This window comes from Pontibacter chitinilyticus, from assembly GCF_039748935.1.
In the GTDB taxonomy this organism is placed as follows: domain Bacteria; phylum Bacteroidota; class Bacteroidia; order Cytophagales; family Hymenobacteraceae; genus Pontibacter; species Pontibacter chitinilyticus.
Genome location: NZ_JBDIZJ010000010.1, coordinates 141,360 through 155,969, shown reverse-complemented (window position 1 = coordinate 155,969; position 14,610 = coordinate 141,360). Strand labels below are relative to the sequence as shown.

Here is a 14,610-nt window from a genome sequence, read left to right as displayed (position 1 = left end):
TATATGTATATTGTGATGTAAAAAAAACAAACTTAAATAAAAGATGAGCACAATCAGAATACGAACTACGCAGCATGTGGAGGTGGAATATCGGGTGGCCAGCGTCGGAGATCGCATTATAGCCCATCTCATAGATATGGTCATCTACTTTGTATGGCTTTGTATATCGGTGCTGCTCCTGCAGAAGGTAGGCCTCAGCAACAACATTCTACAGGCGCTGATCGTCGGGTTACCCATCCTGTTTTACCAGCTGGCCTGCGAAATCCTCCTCCAGGGGCAGAGCGTCGGCAAAATGGCCCGCGACATTAAAGTGATCAAGCTCAACGGCGAGTCTCCAACAATAGGCGATTACCTGTTGCGCTGGGTGTTCCGGTTGGTTGATACTACCGTGTCCAGCGGGCTGGTGGCTATTGTAACGATTGCCGCCAGCAGCAAGGGCCAGCGCCTCGGCGATATGGCCGCGGGTACCTGCGTTATCCGCACACAGGCCGTGCGCAAGAAAGACCGGATGCTGGTGCAAACAGAAGAAGGCTACCAGGTGCGTTTCCCGGAGGTGCACCAACTCACTGACCAGGATGTGGCGCTGATCCGTAAGCTGCTCTACAAAGCTAAGCAGCACAACAACTACGACCTGCTCGAAAAAATGGCGCTGCGGGTAAAAGAAGTAACCGGCATTCAGGCAGACCTGCCGGAGTGGGATTTTCTGCAGATCGTTATCAAAGATTACCACCACTACACACACGGCGATGTGGTGGTATAAGCCTGCCGGTTGGTCGTATCCTTCCAGCAACCGGTTGGCCATACTTCAGGGAGGTGCTGGGGTAAGTATAAATCTGTAGTAAGTATACACTGGAAGTACTTACTACCTGGTAAGCTCCCGTATACCCTGTATAAATTTAACAGGCAACGAACAGATGAAAGCAGCAGCGTTATTCAAAGAGTTTTTTGCCAGTGAAAAAGCAGGCGGATTAATCCTGATGGCCTGTACTGCTGTTTCGTTGCTCATCGCCAATTCTGCCTTCGCGACCGGCTACCACCATTTCTGGATGATGACGTTTGGCGGGCTTACGATTGAACATTGGATCAACGACGGCCTCATGGCCATTTTCTTTTTGCTCATTGGCCTGGAGCTGGAGCGGGAGATTTACAAAGGCGAACTTTCGAATATCAAAGATGCCTTACTCCCCACATTTGGTGCCCTAGGAGGCATTATTTTACCGGCGGGCCTTTTCCTGCTGTTCAATCTTGGTACGGCCACACAATCAGGAGCGGGCATACCCATGGCCACCGATATCGCCTTTGCATTGGGCATACTCTCGCTGCTCGGTAACAAAGTGCCAACCTCTCTAAAAGTATTTCTGACAGCGCTTGCTGTGATAGACGACCTGGGCGCCATCTTAATTATTGCCATTTTCTATACTAAGACCTTGTTATGGACAAACCTTTTCATTGCGCTGGGCATTTTTGGAGTTTTGATCCTACTAAACAGGCTTAAAGTAAAGCACCTCCTTTTATACCTGATCGGAGGAGTTGCCATGTGGTATTTTATGTTGCATTCGGGCGTTCACGCCACCATTACGGGCGTTCTGCTGGCCTTTGTCATTCCTTTTGGAGATGGATCGGAGCAATCAAGCTCTTCCAGGCTGCAGCATTTCCTGCACAAACCGGTCGCTTTCCTGATCCTTCCCATCTTTGCCTTAGCGAATACAGCTATTCCGGTCAGCGGAAACATCGGGAATATACTCGCTGAAAACTACAGCATCGGCGTAGCGCTAGGGCTGATCATCGGGAAACCGGTAGGTATCTTTATTTGCACGTTTGTAGCCGTAAAGTGTGGCCTATGCAAATTACCAGCAGACCTCAGCTGGAAATCGATTTTAAGTGTAGGGTTTTTAGGCGGCATCGGCTTTACCATGTCCATCTTTATAACACTACTTGCCTTTAGCAATGAAACGATCATTAACAACACCAAACTGGTCATTCTCCTAAGCTCACTCATAGCAGGGTTGATTGGATTTGTAGCGCTGAAGGCAACGCTGAAAACAACGATTACTGAGGAATGATAAGCAGGGCTTAGCGGTAGCCGAAGTATAAAGTTTGCTGCTTGCTGCCGCCTGCTTTTCCGTTTACAGTTTGTTGTGATGCCGTTGCAGATTGAAGTATAGGTCAGCTCAGTATACTTGTGTCTGTGCTGCGGCTGCTTTTGCCGTGTCGCATTCTCTTGCCCTCCACGAACTTATTCCGGCTTAACATAAAGGCAAATAAAGAATTATAGTATCTTTGCAGCCTTAATTTCAGAGCTATGATTTCAGTAGATGCGGTTGCCGTAGAGTTCAACGGCGCAGCGCTTTTCAGCAACGTTTCCTTTAACATAAACCCCGAAGACCGGATCGCCCTGATGGGCAAGAACGGGGCAGGCAAATCAACCTTATTAAAGATCATTGCCGGGGTAAGCAAACCGACCCGCGGCAAAATATCGGCACCCAAAGAGGCCGTGATCGCGTACCTGCCGCAGCATTTACTAACAGAAGACAACAGCACAGTTTTCGGGGAGACCTCTAAAGCCTTTGCCAGTATCCTGGACATGAAGGCGCAGATGGATGCCCTCAATGCCCAGCTCGAAACCCGCACCGACTACGACTCGGATGAGTATTACAAACTGATCGAGCAGGTATCGGAACTGGGAGAGAAGTACTACTCGATAGAAGAGATCAACTTTGACGCGGAAGTAGAGAAGACGTTGAAAGGCTTAGGCTTTTCGAGGGCAGATTTTACCCGGCCAACCAGTGAGTTCAGCGGCGGCTGGCGCATGCGCATTGAACTGGCCAAGATCCTGCTGCAAAAGCCCGACCTTATCCTGCTCGACGAGCCTACCAACCACCTCGACATCGAATCCATCCAGTGGCTGGAGGATTTCCTGGTGAACAACGCCAAAGCGGTGATCGTGATCTCGCACGACAAGACCTTTGTCGATAACATCACCAACCGCACCATTGAGGTAACGATGGGCCGCATCTACGACTACAAGGTAAACTACAGCCATTACCTGCAACTGCGCAAAGAGCGGCGCGAACAGCAGCAGAAGCAGTTTGAGGACCAGCAAAAAGAGATGGCCGACATCCAGGCGTTTATCGATCGCTTTAAAGGCACTTATTCCAAAACGCTGCAGGTGCAGTCGCGGGTGAAGATGCTGGAGAAGATGGAGATCATTGAAGTGGATGAGGTGGATACGTCGGCCCTGAACCTGAAATTTCCACCGGCGCCGCGCTCCGGCAATTACCCGGTTATTGTGGAAGAGCTGACCAAGAAGTATGGCGACCATACTGTGTTCCAGGACGTGTCGCTGACCATTAACCGCGGCGAAAAGATAGCCTTTGTAGGCAAGAACGGCGAAGGAAAGTCCACGCTGGTGAAAGCCATAATGGGCGAGCTGGACTTTGACGGCAAGCTGCAACTGGGCCACAACTGCATGATCGGCTATTTTGCCCAGAACCAGGCTTCGCTGCTGGATGAGAGCCTGACTGTTTTCCAGACCATCGACGAGATCGCCATTGGGGATGTGCGCACACGCGTAAAAGACATGCTGGGCGCTTTTATGTTCAGCGGCGATACGATCGAGAAAAAGGTAAAAGTGCTGTCAGGAGGGGAGAAGACGCGCCTGGCCATGATCAAACTGCTGCTGCAGCCAGTCAACCTCCTCATTCTGGACGAACCGACCAACCACCTCGATATCAAAACAAAAGATATCCTGAAAGATGCCCTCAAAGCCTTTGACGGTACGCTCATACTTGTCTCGCACGACCGCGATTTCCTGGACGGGCTGGCCACCAAAGTATTTGAGTTCGGCAACAAGCGCATCAAAGAGCACTTCGAAGACATCAACGGTTTCCTCCGAAACAAAAAGCTGGAGAACCTGCGGGAGATTGAACGCACAGCCGCAAAATAAATAAGAAGCGTCCAAAGCCGGGACCTATTTAAAACCGCTGTGGCTACACGGGGATACTTATCGCTGTTTCCTGATTGCGGGATAGTATAGTTGAAGATATAATCGTATAAAAGCGCCTGTCTCGGCAATGAGACAGGCGCTTTTATACGATGGCGCTACACGGGTTTACCCTTTATTTGTGCAGCATCATTGTTTTAGATGCGGCCACTTGTCCATTCACCGTTAAAGTATAGGTATAGACGCCAGGCTTTAGATCGCCTGCATTGAGCTGTGCTTGTCCGCCTGCAGGTGCCTGAATGCTTCTAATCAGCTTACCTGTCGCTACTTCGTGGATCAGGATTTGGCCGGTTGCTCCGGCTGGTAAAGTATAACGGAATGTGGTGCTCTGGTTGAAAGGGTTGGGGTAGTTCTGTTCCAGCGAAACGCCTGGTATTTCATTCCCTATACTTTTACTACCCGCGCTTTGGCCACTTATAGCAGCTTCCAGCTTCGCGATACGCGCTTTCAGAACATTGTTCTCCTGCTGCTGTTCCTGCATGGCTTTTACCAGTATCGGGATCAGCTCGGTATAGTTTACTGCTTTAAAGTCGATCTCTTCTCCCGGTTTAAGTTCTGCCACCTGCTCGGTTTGTAGGCCTGTTGCATTCGGCTGAGTAGGGTCGGGTACTACAGTTTGCTTAGCAGGTATCGTTCTTGCGGTATTAAAAGTTGCTTCCGTTACCAGGTCGGGGAGCACCTGCTCCACATCCTGCGCGATCAGACCATATTGTGTTCCTTTTGGCAGGTTCATCAGCTTAAAGTTGCCATCCTGACGGTACTCGTAGGTCTTTGGCTGCAATTTATTGATGATGTCCATGGCGCTACCCATTTCGGTGATATTTTGCTTGAGTTTGCGGTCAGAAGGAGATATATAACCTCCGCTGCTGTATACTCTGCCTGCAAAATAACCGGCATAGGAAGCCGTGTTGCCAGTATAGCCATATACGCCAATAGCCTGTGAGGATGCTGCAAACAGTCCGTAGGCAGATGGCGCACTGGCGGTGGCATACACAGCATTTCCGCCACCGGTTGTTGTTTGGCCATAAACCCCGTTTAACCCAATGCCATACACCCCTCTGCCATTCGCATTGTTACTGTAGCCATAAACCCCATACAGACCGGTACTAAACCCATACACGCCCACATTACTACCGCTGCCATACACGCCGTAGTAACCGCTGCCATAAACCCCATTTCCCGTAGCACTTGTGTTGGTGCTCGACAGGCCGCCATTGGTAATTGTTAGTAAGCCATTAACATTCAGGCCATTTGGGGGTGGAATAGCAGCGCTGCCGACAGAGACACCTAAATTGTTATGGACCAGAAGACCGGTCAATGAATTTGCCTGCACCCTTAACGGATACTGACCGTCAGCGCTATTGATGTGTACTTTGGCACCGGGTGTGGTTATGCCAAAACCAACATTACCGGAAACATATAACCCATTGGCCGGAGGAGTTTGATTACTACCGATCGCTACGCCACCACTACTATGCACCAACAGTTTGGTAGAGCCGTTTATGCTGGCCCGAAAGGAATTGGCACCGGAAGCGCTGTTTACCTGTAACTTGGCGCCGGGACTGCTGGTGCCTATTCCCCAGTTACCGCCGTTGGTTATTCTGCCGCGTTCGGTATTGTTGGTCTTAAAAATAAGCGAGAAGTTGCTGTTGGTACCCAGACTGCCATTGGCGCTGAGGGTATTGCCACCGTTCACCCAGTTCTGGGCCATTAGTTTATAATTGCTGAGGAGCACCAAGCTCATGAGCAGAAGTATTGTTTTTTTCATAAAGATTTAGATTGAACCTGATTACTTTTATACTGTAGCGATGCTGTACATTTTCCGGAACAGGCAGCTAAGATCCGGTTTAATGTAATTATCTGATTTAGTGTGAAGAAGTCAGTAACAGGAGCCTTATTCAACATAATGCGCTTATAAGTTTTTACAAGCGATTTGAACAGGCCGGGAGCGGAAGGCAAAAGGTAGCTAAACCTAATTACCGGAAGTATACTTTGCTGCTTTACAGATGGTAAACAAAGAGTGCATACCGGTAAAAATCGGCTGCTTCAGAAAGTAGAATGTTTGGAAATTCAGGCTTCAGAATCTGTGGGAGAAGGGGCGTGGTTACACTACAATATCATTCAGGCATCCCGGGCGGGATTATTTTCTGGAAGCTTCTACTGTAAAGTTAGAAGGGGCGGTTTAAACTGCTATTGGTTTAAAAAGGTGGCATATTTTGCTGCGAGGTGAAAAGGTATAAATCTTTATTTATCAATTATTTAGAACGGTTTAAGTTGTTATTGGTTGTTGATTGTTCAGGTTTTTGCGCCTTGATCTTCAACTCAGGTTTATGTTCTGATTGAAAAAGTTTATCATACCTGAAACACCAAAACGGAACCTGCCGCCGCTCAGCTCCAAAGGATGTATAATATTGCCTTTTTCTAATTTATAGGGCATAAATGATTATCTTGCTTTTGAAAACAAACCGCACCCATGCAGCACAACCTCCTCCGCCCGCGCCAGGCGCTCAACAAGGCGTACCTCCGGCTCAAGACTTCCCGCACCGACATGGAGGGCTTTAAGCAGGCCCTCCGCACTTTGCTCGACAGCATCAACCTAAGCGAGAGCGAGGAACATGCGAAGAACCAGTTGCGTGATTTTTTGAAGTGCGTTTATTATGATAAGTATGGCGTGAACACCAAAGGCAAAACCGACCTGGTGATCCATACCGGCGCGACCACCAAAAGCAACGCCGGCGTGCTGCTGGAGGTGAAGCGGCCCACCAACAAGGCCGACATGCCCACGCCCGACAACCTGAACTACAAGGCGGTGCACGAGCTGCTGCTTTATTACCTGCGCGAGCGCCTGGAGCATAAAAACCACGACCTGCGCCACCTGGTGGTCACCAGTGTGCACGAGTGGTTTGTGTTTGATGCCCTGGAATTCGACCGCCTGTTTTACCGCAATGCGCAGCTCCGGAAGGACTTTACCGACTGGGCCGCCGGGCGCAAAGCCAGCGCCAGCACTGACTTTTTCTACAAAGAGATTGCCGCACCTTATATTGCCAGCCTCTCCGAAAGCATCAGCTTTACGCACTTCAACTTAAAAGACTACGAGAAGCCGCTGCGCAACAAAAACCTACAGGACGATGTGAAGCTGGTGGCGCTCTACAAACTGCTCTCGCCGGCGCACCTGCTCAAAGAGGCGTTTGCCAACGATGCCAACTCGCTGGACCAGGGCTTTTACCGGGAGCTGCTGCACATCATCGGGCTGGAGGAGGTGAAGGAGGGAGGCCGCAAGCTCATCCGAAGAAAGGAAAAGCCCAACCACGGCTCGCTGCTGGAGGCAGCCTACCAGAAGCTGCGCTCTGAAGACCTGGTGAGCGGCCTCGACAACCCCTATAGCTTTGGCAGCACCCGCGAGGAGCAGCTCTTTAACGTGGCGCTGGAGCTGTGCATCACCTGGATGAACCGCATCCTGTTCCTGAAACTGCTGGAAGCGCAGCTCATCAGCTACCACCAGGGCGACCAGCGCTTCGCGTTTATGAGTACCGCCAACCTGCGCGAGTTCGATGACCTGAATGAGCTGTTTTTTGACGTGCTGGCCGAGCGGCCCCAAAACCGCCCCGCCCACGTGCGCCAGAAGTATGGCCACATCCCGTACCTCAACTCCTCGCTCTTCGAGACCACGGCGCTGGAGAAACGCACGCTCCGCATCTCGAACCTGAAAGACCGCAGCCTGCTGCCGGTATACCCGCAAACGGTGCTGCGCGATGCGCAGGGCAAAAACCTGGGCAAGAGCCAGGCCGAGCTGCACACGCTGGAGTACCTGCTGCGCTTCCTGGGCAGCTACGACTTCGGGGCCGAGGGCAAGGAGGAGATACAGGAGGAAAACAAAACGCTGATCACAGCCTCGGTGCTGGGCCTGATCTTCGAGAAAATAAACGGCTACCGCGACGGCTCCTTCTACACGCCCGGCTTCATTACCATGTACATGAGCCGCGAAGCCATCCGCCGCGCCGTGGTGCAACGCTTCCGGGAGAAGTATGGCTGGAACATCGATACCGCTTCGGCCGGACCAGGGTTCGAATCTCTGCATCTCCACATTGCTAAAAACTATACTTTAGACAAGATAAAAGAATATAACGCGCTCCTCAACAGCCTCCGCATCTGCGACCCCGCCGTGGGCTCGGGCCATTACCTGGTGAGCGCCCTCAACGAGCTGATCGTGATAAAGGCGGAGCTGCGCCTGCTGCTTAACCGGCAGGGCAAGCCGCTGCACTTCGGCAGCATCGAGGTGCAGAACGACGAGCTGATCGTGACGGACCACTACGGCGAGCTGTTCAGCTACACCGTGCAGCTGCACCCCGACGGCCACCGCAGCATCAACCCGCAGGTGCAGGAATTGCAGGAGGCGCTCTTCCACGAAAAGCAGACCATCATCGAGAACTGCCTCTTTGGCGTGGACATCAACCCGAATTCGGTAAAGATCTGCCGCCTGCGCCTCTGGATTGAGCTGCTCAAAAATGCCTATTACCAGTCTGCGGCAAGTATAACCGAAGACCTGAGCAGCCCCGTGTGCTACGCCCAGGCGCCCGGCTTGCGGGCAGGTTTCGAAGCGCCGGAGCCCGCCGCCAGGTACACCGACCTGCAGACACTGCCCAACATCGACATCAACATCAAGCAGGGCAACTCGCTGCTGAGCCGCTACCCGCTCACCGCCGACCTGCAGGAGGCGTTCGGCAGGAAAGGCCATAGTTTGCAGGCCTACCGCGAAGCCGTAGCAAAGTATAAAAACACCAACTCCAAGGAAGTAAAGAAGCAGCTGGTTACTTTTCTGGAGGAAATAAAGCAGGGCTTCAAAACCACGCTGGCCAACAACGACCCCATGCGCGACCGGATGGCCAAACTACGCGGCACCATTGCCGTGATGCAGGACCCCGACCTGTTCGGGCCTAAGAAAGTAGATAAGAAAGAGCTGCAGCGCAAGCAGAAAGCCCTGCAGAAACTGGAGGACGAACGCGAGGCCATTGAAGCCAACAAAGTATACGAAGGCGCTTTTGAGTGGCGCTTCGAGTTTCCGGAAGTGCTGGACGAGCAGGGCAACTACAAAGGCTTCGATGTGGTGATCGGCAACCCGCCGTACATCCGGCAGGAAGAACTCGGCAGCTTTAAAGTATACCTGCAGCAGCACTTTGAAGTATACGCCGGCACTGCCGACCTGTATGTATACTTTGTGGAGCGTGGCCTGAAACTGCTGCGCCCCGGTGGCCAGTTCAGCTACATTATACCTAACAAATGGATGCGCGCCGGTTATGGGCAGGCGCTGCGCCAGTGGCTACAAAATTTAACGTTGGTGCAGCTTCTCGACTTCGGCGACTTGCCCGTGTTTGAAGAAGCTACCACATACCCGCTCATACTTGCTGTGGCCTTGCCGCAAATCGAACAGGAGGCAGTTTATACGTTTGAAGCCGCCAACATAAACACGCTGCAATTTGAGCAGGGGCTGGCGGCCTACGTGCAGCAGCACAAATATAGTGTCCAAGCAAGTTTATTAGCGGAGACTGGTTGGACACTCTCAAATAGAAGTTCGCAGGAGCTAATGAAAAAGTTCTTTAGTAGTGGCTGTACATTAGATAGGTATGTAAAAGGGAACATATACTATGGTATAAAAACTGGATACAATGAAGCGTTTGTAATAGATGGTAAAATCAAAGAAAGGTTAATTGCTGAAGACCCTAGAAGTGCTGACGTAATCAAGCCATTTCTTACAGGAAAAGATATCAAAAGATATCATTTACCTCATTCTGGAAAGTATATCCTATTTATTCCTTGGCACTTCCCGCTCCACAACGATGATTCTATAACTGGAGCCTCTAGTATAGCAGAGGAGGCTTTTAAAGAAAATTATCCTGCAGTTTACAATCATCTATTGGGCTATAAAAAACAGCTAGCCAATAGAAACAAAGCTGAAACAGGTATAAGGTATGAGTGGTATGCTCTACAGCGTTGTGCAGCCTCTTATTACGATATTTTTGAAAAACCTAAAATTATGTACTTAGTTTTTCAAGTCAAGCCTTCATTTATTTATGATGTTGAAGGTTTCTTTGGAAACAATGCTACTTGGATAATGCCCACAGAAAACCTTGCTTTACTTGGTGTACTAAACTCTAAGGTAGGGTGGTATTTAATTTCTAGTTTCTGTACTCAGATACAAAATGGCTATCAGCTTATATATAAATATTTACAGAATATCCCATTACCAGATTTCGATAATCCACTAGCAGAGGAACTGCAAACTTTAGTAAGCCAGATTCTACGAATAAAACAAGCTGATGCCGCTGCGGATACGTCGGCGCTGGAAGCGGAAATTGATGTGCTGGTCTACCGCTTGTACCACCTCACCTACGAGGAAGTGCTGCTGGTGGAGCCGGGTTTTGCCTTGCCGAAAGAAGTGTATGAAGCTTCCCGCCCGATAAGTATGCCGACGAACTGATCCTATGAAAGTACTCGTACATATACTGATAGCCTGTCTGCTGGTGTGGAGCAGCGGCTGCGTAAAAGAGACAGAAGCGCCGGTGCCTGACTCCGATGCACCCTGCGAGCTCACCGAGGTGCGGGCCAATGTCGGGCAGTACAACGAAAAGATCGTGCTGCAGGTGCTGGCTTATAACCAGGCGCACCAGCCTCTGCGCTACAAAGTATATAACCCCATCGACCAGACCTACAACACCCTTACCCTGCGCTACGATGCACAGGGGCGCACAGAAGAAGTGCTCTCGGCGTATTCCAGGTCTGACGAGCAGCAAAAGGCGGTGTATACCTACAACAGCGCCGGCCTGCCGGATTCAGTCAGTATCTATACACTTCTCCCGACAAGCGGCATGAAGCTGATCGCCACTTTTCCGCATACTTATAACAGCCAGCACCAGCTCGTGCAGGTGAGGCTCCGGGAGCTGCTGAAGGGCACCCTGCAGGACTACGAAGTGATGGAGTACGAGTACCAAAACGGGGTGCTCCACCATGTGGTAGAATATGCAGTAAACAGCCCGGTCAATACGTTTAGCAGCCAACTGACCTTTGATGCCCACAAGCTTCCGGCGGCGGGCATAAGCGTGCCGTTCAACCAGGGAGACTTTTTCAAGCTGCTCAGCTTTCTGTTCCCATACCAGCACAACCTGACCAGCCTGGTGGTGGAAAATTCACTGATGACTACCCCCATCGCAGAACGCTCCTTCGACAGCCGCTATACCTACAATGCACAGGGCTATCCGCTCACACAAACCCGTACCTACCACAATGGCAAAGAGGTCAGATATACCTTTGCCTACCACTGCCCCTGAGCTGCTTTTACCTCCTGCCTTTTCTGCCCATAGCGAGCAACACCATGCCCCCGACAACCATCACAACGCCCGCAATAGGCGACCAGCTGATGTTGTGCTTTTTGTTGGCTTTCAGTTCAAGCGGGCCGATAGCGGCCACGGTATCTTTGGTGGTATAGGTAAAGCCGGTATAGATAAAAGCGACTATGCCTAACATGATCAGGATGATCCCTAACGTCTTCATGGATTTTTTGGTACTGGTACGCGCCGCAGCCTACGATCGTTATGGCCTGCCGCCGCATTTTGCAACCGCCCCGCTTACCTGAACTGAAGTATAAATGCCGTGCCCACGCCTTCTTCCGACTGCACCTGGATGGTGCCGCGGTGCAGCAGCACGATCTGTTTGCAGAGGCTCAGGCCAATGCCGGTCCCGTTTTTCCGGGTGCTGAAAAAGGGAATAAAGATCTTCTCCTGCACGTCGGCCGGCATGCCGCTGCCATTATCCAGTATCTTCAGCAGCACCTTGCCATCGGCAGCCGGGTAAGCCGAGACCACGATGGTGGGCTCCGGGCTGTTCTTCACCGCTTCCATAGCATTCACCAGCAGGTTGATCAGCACCTGGTCCAGCAGGTTGGGGTCGGCGCGCAGGGTGAGCTGCGGGTCTTTCAAAATGGTCTCCAGCCGGATGCCTTTCTGTGCGAGCGTGGGTTCCATCAGCCGTTGCAGGTTCGTAAAGGTCTCCTGCAGGGCAATGGTTTCCACGTGCAGCTTTGTTATCTTGCTGAGGTTGCGGTAAGTAGTGGCGAACTTGAGCAGCCCTTCGCTGCGGCGCCGGATGGTGGTTATTCCTTCTTCCAGGTCTTCCGCATCGCCGGGCGCGGCCCCGTTGCGCATTGTTTGCTGCAGGCGGTGCTTGAGCGTATCGGCCAGCGACGAGATAGGCGCCACCGAGTTCATGATCTCATGCGTCATCACGTTCAGCAGTTTCTGCCAGGCCTGCGATTCGGTTTCGTCCAGCGCCTCGTTCACGTTCTGGAAAGCTACCAGTTTATAGCTGTTGCCCTCGCTCTGGTAGGCTGTAGCCGACAGCAGCACTTTGATCGAATGGCGCTCCAGCAACAGCGTATGCACCGTCGCCACCTTGTTTTGCCCCGGCAGCAGCTGCACGACGGCCGCATACAGCTCCTCGTCCCGTTTCACAAGGGCCTGGATGGTGTGCATAAAGGGCAGCTGCAGAAGTTTCTTCAGCGATTCGTTCATCAGCAGCACCTCGCCGGTTTCGGTGTTGTACGACAGAATGCCGGTTTCCACCAGCTCCAGGATGCGCTGCAACTGCAGGTGCTGGGCTTCTTTTTCGCGGTTGATGTTTTTAAGCGCGCTGCTGATCTCGTTGAAGCCTTTGCGAAGCAACTGCACATCCGTAGTGGCATGCTTTTCATCAAAGTGGCGGGTAAAGTCGCGGTAGTGCACCGACTCCACAAACTGCTCCAGCTCTTCCTGCGCCTGCGCCACAAACCGGAACAGCTCCATCCCCTGGTAGGCCAGCAGGGGCAGCAGAAACACCAGCGCTTCGGCCCAGTTGTGGAGGAGCAGCACAGCGGGCAGGCTCAGGCTAAGGCCGAGCAGCAGCAGCCGCAGGAGCAGCCGGGCTTTAAAATTTCTATAAGCCATACTTGCCCAGGCGTCTGTACAAGGCGGTGCGCGTAATGCCGAGCTCTTTCGAGGCTTTGGTCAGGTTGCCGCTGTGCTGCGCCAGCACCTTCAGGATGGTGGCTTTCTCCAGCTCCTCCAGGTTGGTTTGGGTAGCAGGAGCGGCAGGTGCTTTCTCGAGCGGGGAGAAGAGGAGATCCTGCGCTTCCAGCAACTCGCCATCCCCCATAATTACGGCCCGCTCAATGGCATACTGCAGCTCCCGCACATTGCCCGGAAAATGGTAATGCAGCAGCTTTTCTTTAGCCGACCGGGCCAACTCCGGAGCCGGTTTCATATACTTGTTGGCATACACTGTTATAAAGTGGCTCGCCAGCAGCAGAATATCGTTGCCGCGCTTGCGCAGCGGCGGCACAGTTATTTCAACGGTGTTGATGCGGTAGATCAGGTCTTTGCGGAAGTGCGATTCGTTGGCCAGCTCCGCCAGCGGCACGTTGGTGGCGCACAGCAGGCGCACATCAATGTCGGTTGGCTCGTTGGCACCTACCCGGATCACCTGCCGGTTCTGCAGCACGCTAAGCAGCTTGGACTGCTGGTGCAGCGAAATATTGCCGATCTCGTCCAGGAAAATGGTGCCCTTGTTGGCGGCTTCAAAGCGGCCGGCGCGGTCTTCGCGGGCATCGGTAAAAGCGCCTTTCTTATGCCCAAACAGCTCTGTTTCAAACAGCGATTCAGTCAGGGCGCCCACATCTACTTTTACAAAAGGCTTGTCTTTGCGCAGCGAGTGCTGGTGTATGGCTTTGGCGATGAGCTCTTTGCCCGTGCCGTTCTCGCCCAAAATCAAAATGTTGGCATCGGTAGGCGCCACTTTTTTGATCTTGTAAAAGATGTCCTGCATCACCTCTGATTCGCCCAGCAGCTCCGGGCCTATGCTTGCGGGTGGCGCGGCCGGTGCGGTGGCCTTTATTCCTTTGCCTTTCTGGTCGAGGGCGTCCTGTAAGGTGCCCAACAGCTTGTCGTTGTGCCAGGGCTTCACCACAAAATCAAACGCACCTTCTTTCAGCGAGCGGATGGCCAGGTCGATGTCGGCATAGGCGGTGATCATAATCACGGCTGCTTCAGATTTCAGGGCTTTGATCTTGCGGAGCCAGAAAATACCTTCGTTGCCGGTGTTAATGGAGCTGACGAAGTTCATGTCGAGCAGGATGATGTCGAACGTTTGCTGCGCGAGCAGGGAAGGGATGTTCTCCGGGTTCTTCTCCGTTATGATCTCCCGGACCTGCGGGCGCAGCAGCAGCCGCACCGCCGTAAGCACGTCGGGCTCATCATCCACAATCAGCACAGAAGCCTTTTTCAGTAGCATAAGCACACAAAGTATAGCAGCGAAAGAAACTACAATTATGCCACTATTCCAACAGCCTGAAGATGAGCTGCTACCGCTAAATACTTGCCATAGCAGCGTGCGAAATCGCACACTTGCCGTGCGCTTTTGCACAACCTGAGAGGGTAGTAGAAAATGTAAGTAGCTGATAGTGAATTATATGCTGTTCTGGCATTCGTTCTGTTTGCCCTATTTCAGCATTTCAGGCACAGGCCGGCTGCGCCTGGAGTGCTGAAACAGCAGCAGTATATCCCTAAACTTTGTATCTTAAAACT

Annotated in this window: 9 protein-coding genes; 5 read left to right on the top strand and 4 right to left on the bottom strand. The window is 51.9% G+C overall.

Translation table 11 applies throughout. The features are described from left to right. The first annotated feature begins 43 nt into the window (after window positions 1-43). The 3 genes from ABDW72_RS15300 (at window position 44) to ABDW72_RS15290 (ending at window position 3,946) form a co-directional block, all read left to right on the top strand. Window positions 44-760 carry an RDD family protein gene (locus tag ABDW72_RS15300; protein ID WP_347159462.1) on the top strand — a complete coding sequence of 239 codons (717 nt, stop codon included), beginning with the start codon at window positions 44-46 and terminating at the stop codon, window positions 758-760. Window positions 761-914: 154 nt separating this feature from the next. Next, window positions 915-2,063: a Na+/H+ antiporter NhaA gene (nhaA, locus tag ABDW72_RS15295; protein ID WP_347159461.1), complete on the top strand. Its 1,149-nt coding sequence runs from the start codon at window positions 915-917 to the stop codon at window positions 2,061-2,063. A gap of 239 nt (window positions 2,064-2,302) precedes the next feature. Further along, the gene (locus ABDW72_RS15290; protein WP_347159460.1) at window positions 2,303-3,946 is read left to right on the top strand and encodes an ABC-F family ATP-binding cassette domain-containing protein; all 1,644 of its coding nucleotides are present in this window, start codon (window positions 2,303-2,305) and stop codon (window positions 3,944-3,946) included. 172 nt (window positions 3,947-4,118) lie between these two features. On the opposite strand, the gene ABDW72_RS15285 is transcribed toward ABDW72_RS15290, so the two are convergent. Further along, window positions 4,119-5,771, bottom strand: coding sequence for a tail fiber domain-containing protein (locus tag ABDW72_RS15285; protein ID WP_347159459.1), 1,653 nt, complete (start codon window positions 5,769-5,771; stop codon window positions 4,119-4,121). Between the two features lie 705 nt (window positions 5,772-6,476). Between ABDW72_RS15285 and ABDW72_RS15280 the strand changes: the two genes are divergently transcribed. Beyond that, window positions 6,477-10,478 carry a DUF7149 domain-containing protein gene (locus tag ABDW72_RS15280; protein WP_347159458.1) on the top strand — a complete coding sequence of 1,334 codons (4,002 nt, stop codon included), beginning with the start codon at window positions 6,477-6,479 and terminating at the stop codon, window positions 10,476-10,478. 4 nt (window positions 10,479-10,482) lie between these two features. Further along, window positions 10,483-11,325, top strand: coding sequence for a hypothetical protein (locus tag ABDW72_RS15275; RefSeq protein ID WP_347159457.1), 843 nt, complete (start codon window positions 10,483-10,485; stop codon window positions 11,323-11,325). Window positions 11,326-11,332: 7 nt separating this feature from the next. On the opposite strand, the gene ABDW72_RS15270 is transcribed toward ABDW72_RS15275, so the two are convergent. The 3 genes from ABDW72_RS15270 to ABDW72_RS15260 form a co-directional block, all read right to left on the bottom strand. Continuing rightward, window positions 11,333-11,548: a hypothetical protein gene (locus ABDW72_RS15270; RefSeq protein ID WP_347159456.1), complete on the bottom strand. Its 216-nt coding sequence runs from the start codon at window positions 11,546-11,548 to the stop codon at window positions 11,333-11,335. Window positions 11,549-11,622: 74 nt separating this feature from the next. Beyond that, entirely contained in the window at window positions 11,623-12,975 is a 1,353-nt protein-coding gene (locus ABDW72_RS15265; protein WP_347159455.1) for a sensor histidine kinase, read from the bottom strand. Then, window positions 12,965-14,317, bottom strand: a complete 1,353-nt coding sequence (locus ABDW72_RS15260; protein WP_347159454.1) for a sigma-54-dependent transcriptional regulator — start codon at window positions 14,315-14,317, stop codon at window positions 12,965-12,967. The genes ABDW72_RS15265 and ABDW72_RS15260 overlap by 11 nt, the downstream gene beginning before the upstream one ends. Window positions 14,318-14,610: the final 293 nt, after the last annotated feature.

Coding starts and splice junctions, on each gene's coding strand:
- nhaA (WP_347159461.1), top strand. CDS start 915: ATGAAAGCAGCAGCGTTATTCAAAGAGTTTTTTGCCAGTGAAAAAGCA.
- ABDW72_RS15270 (WP_347159456.1), bottom strand. CDS start 11,548: ATGAAGACGTTAGGGATCATCCTGATCATGTTAGGCATAGTCGCTTTT.
- ABDW72_RS15265 (WP_347159455.1), bottom strand. CDS start 12,975: ATGGCTTATAGAAATTTTAAAGCCCGGCTGCTCCTGCGGCTGCTGCTG.
- ABDW72_RS15290 (WP_347159460.1), top strand. CDS start 2,303: ATGATTTCAGTAGATGCGGTTGCCGTAGAGTTCAACGGCGCAGCGCTT.
- ABDW72_RS15275 (WP_347159457.1), top strand. CDS start 10,483: ATGAAAGTACTCGTACATATACTGATAGCCTGTCTGCTGGTGTGGAGC.
- ABDW72_RS15260 (WP_347159454.1), bottom strand. CDS start 14,317: ATGCTACTGAAAAAGGCTTCTGTGCTGATTGTGGATGATGAGCCCGAC.
- ABDW72_RS15285 (WP_347159459.1), bottom strand. CDS start 5,771: ATGAAAAAAACAATACTTCTGCTCATGAGCTTGGTGCTCCTCAGCAAT.
- ABDW72_RS15280 (WP_347159458.1), top strand. CDS start 6,477: ATGCAGCACAACCTCCTCCGCCCGCGCCAGGCGCTCAACAAGGCGTAC.
- ABDW72_RS15300 (WP_347159462.1), top strand. CDS start 44: ATGAGCACAATCAGAATACGAACTACGCAGCATGTGGAGGTGGAATAT.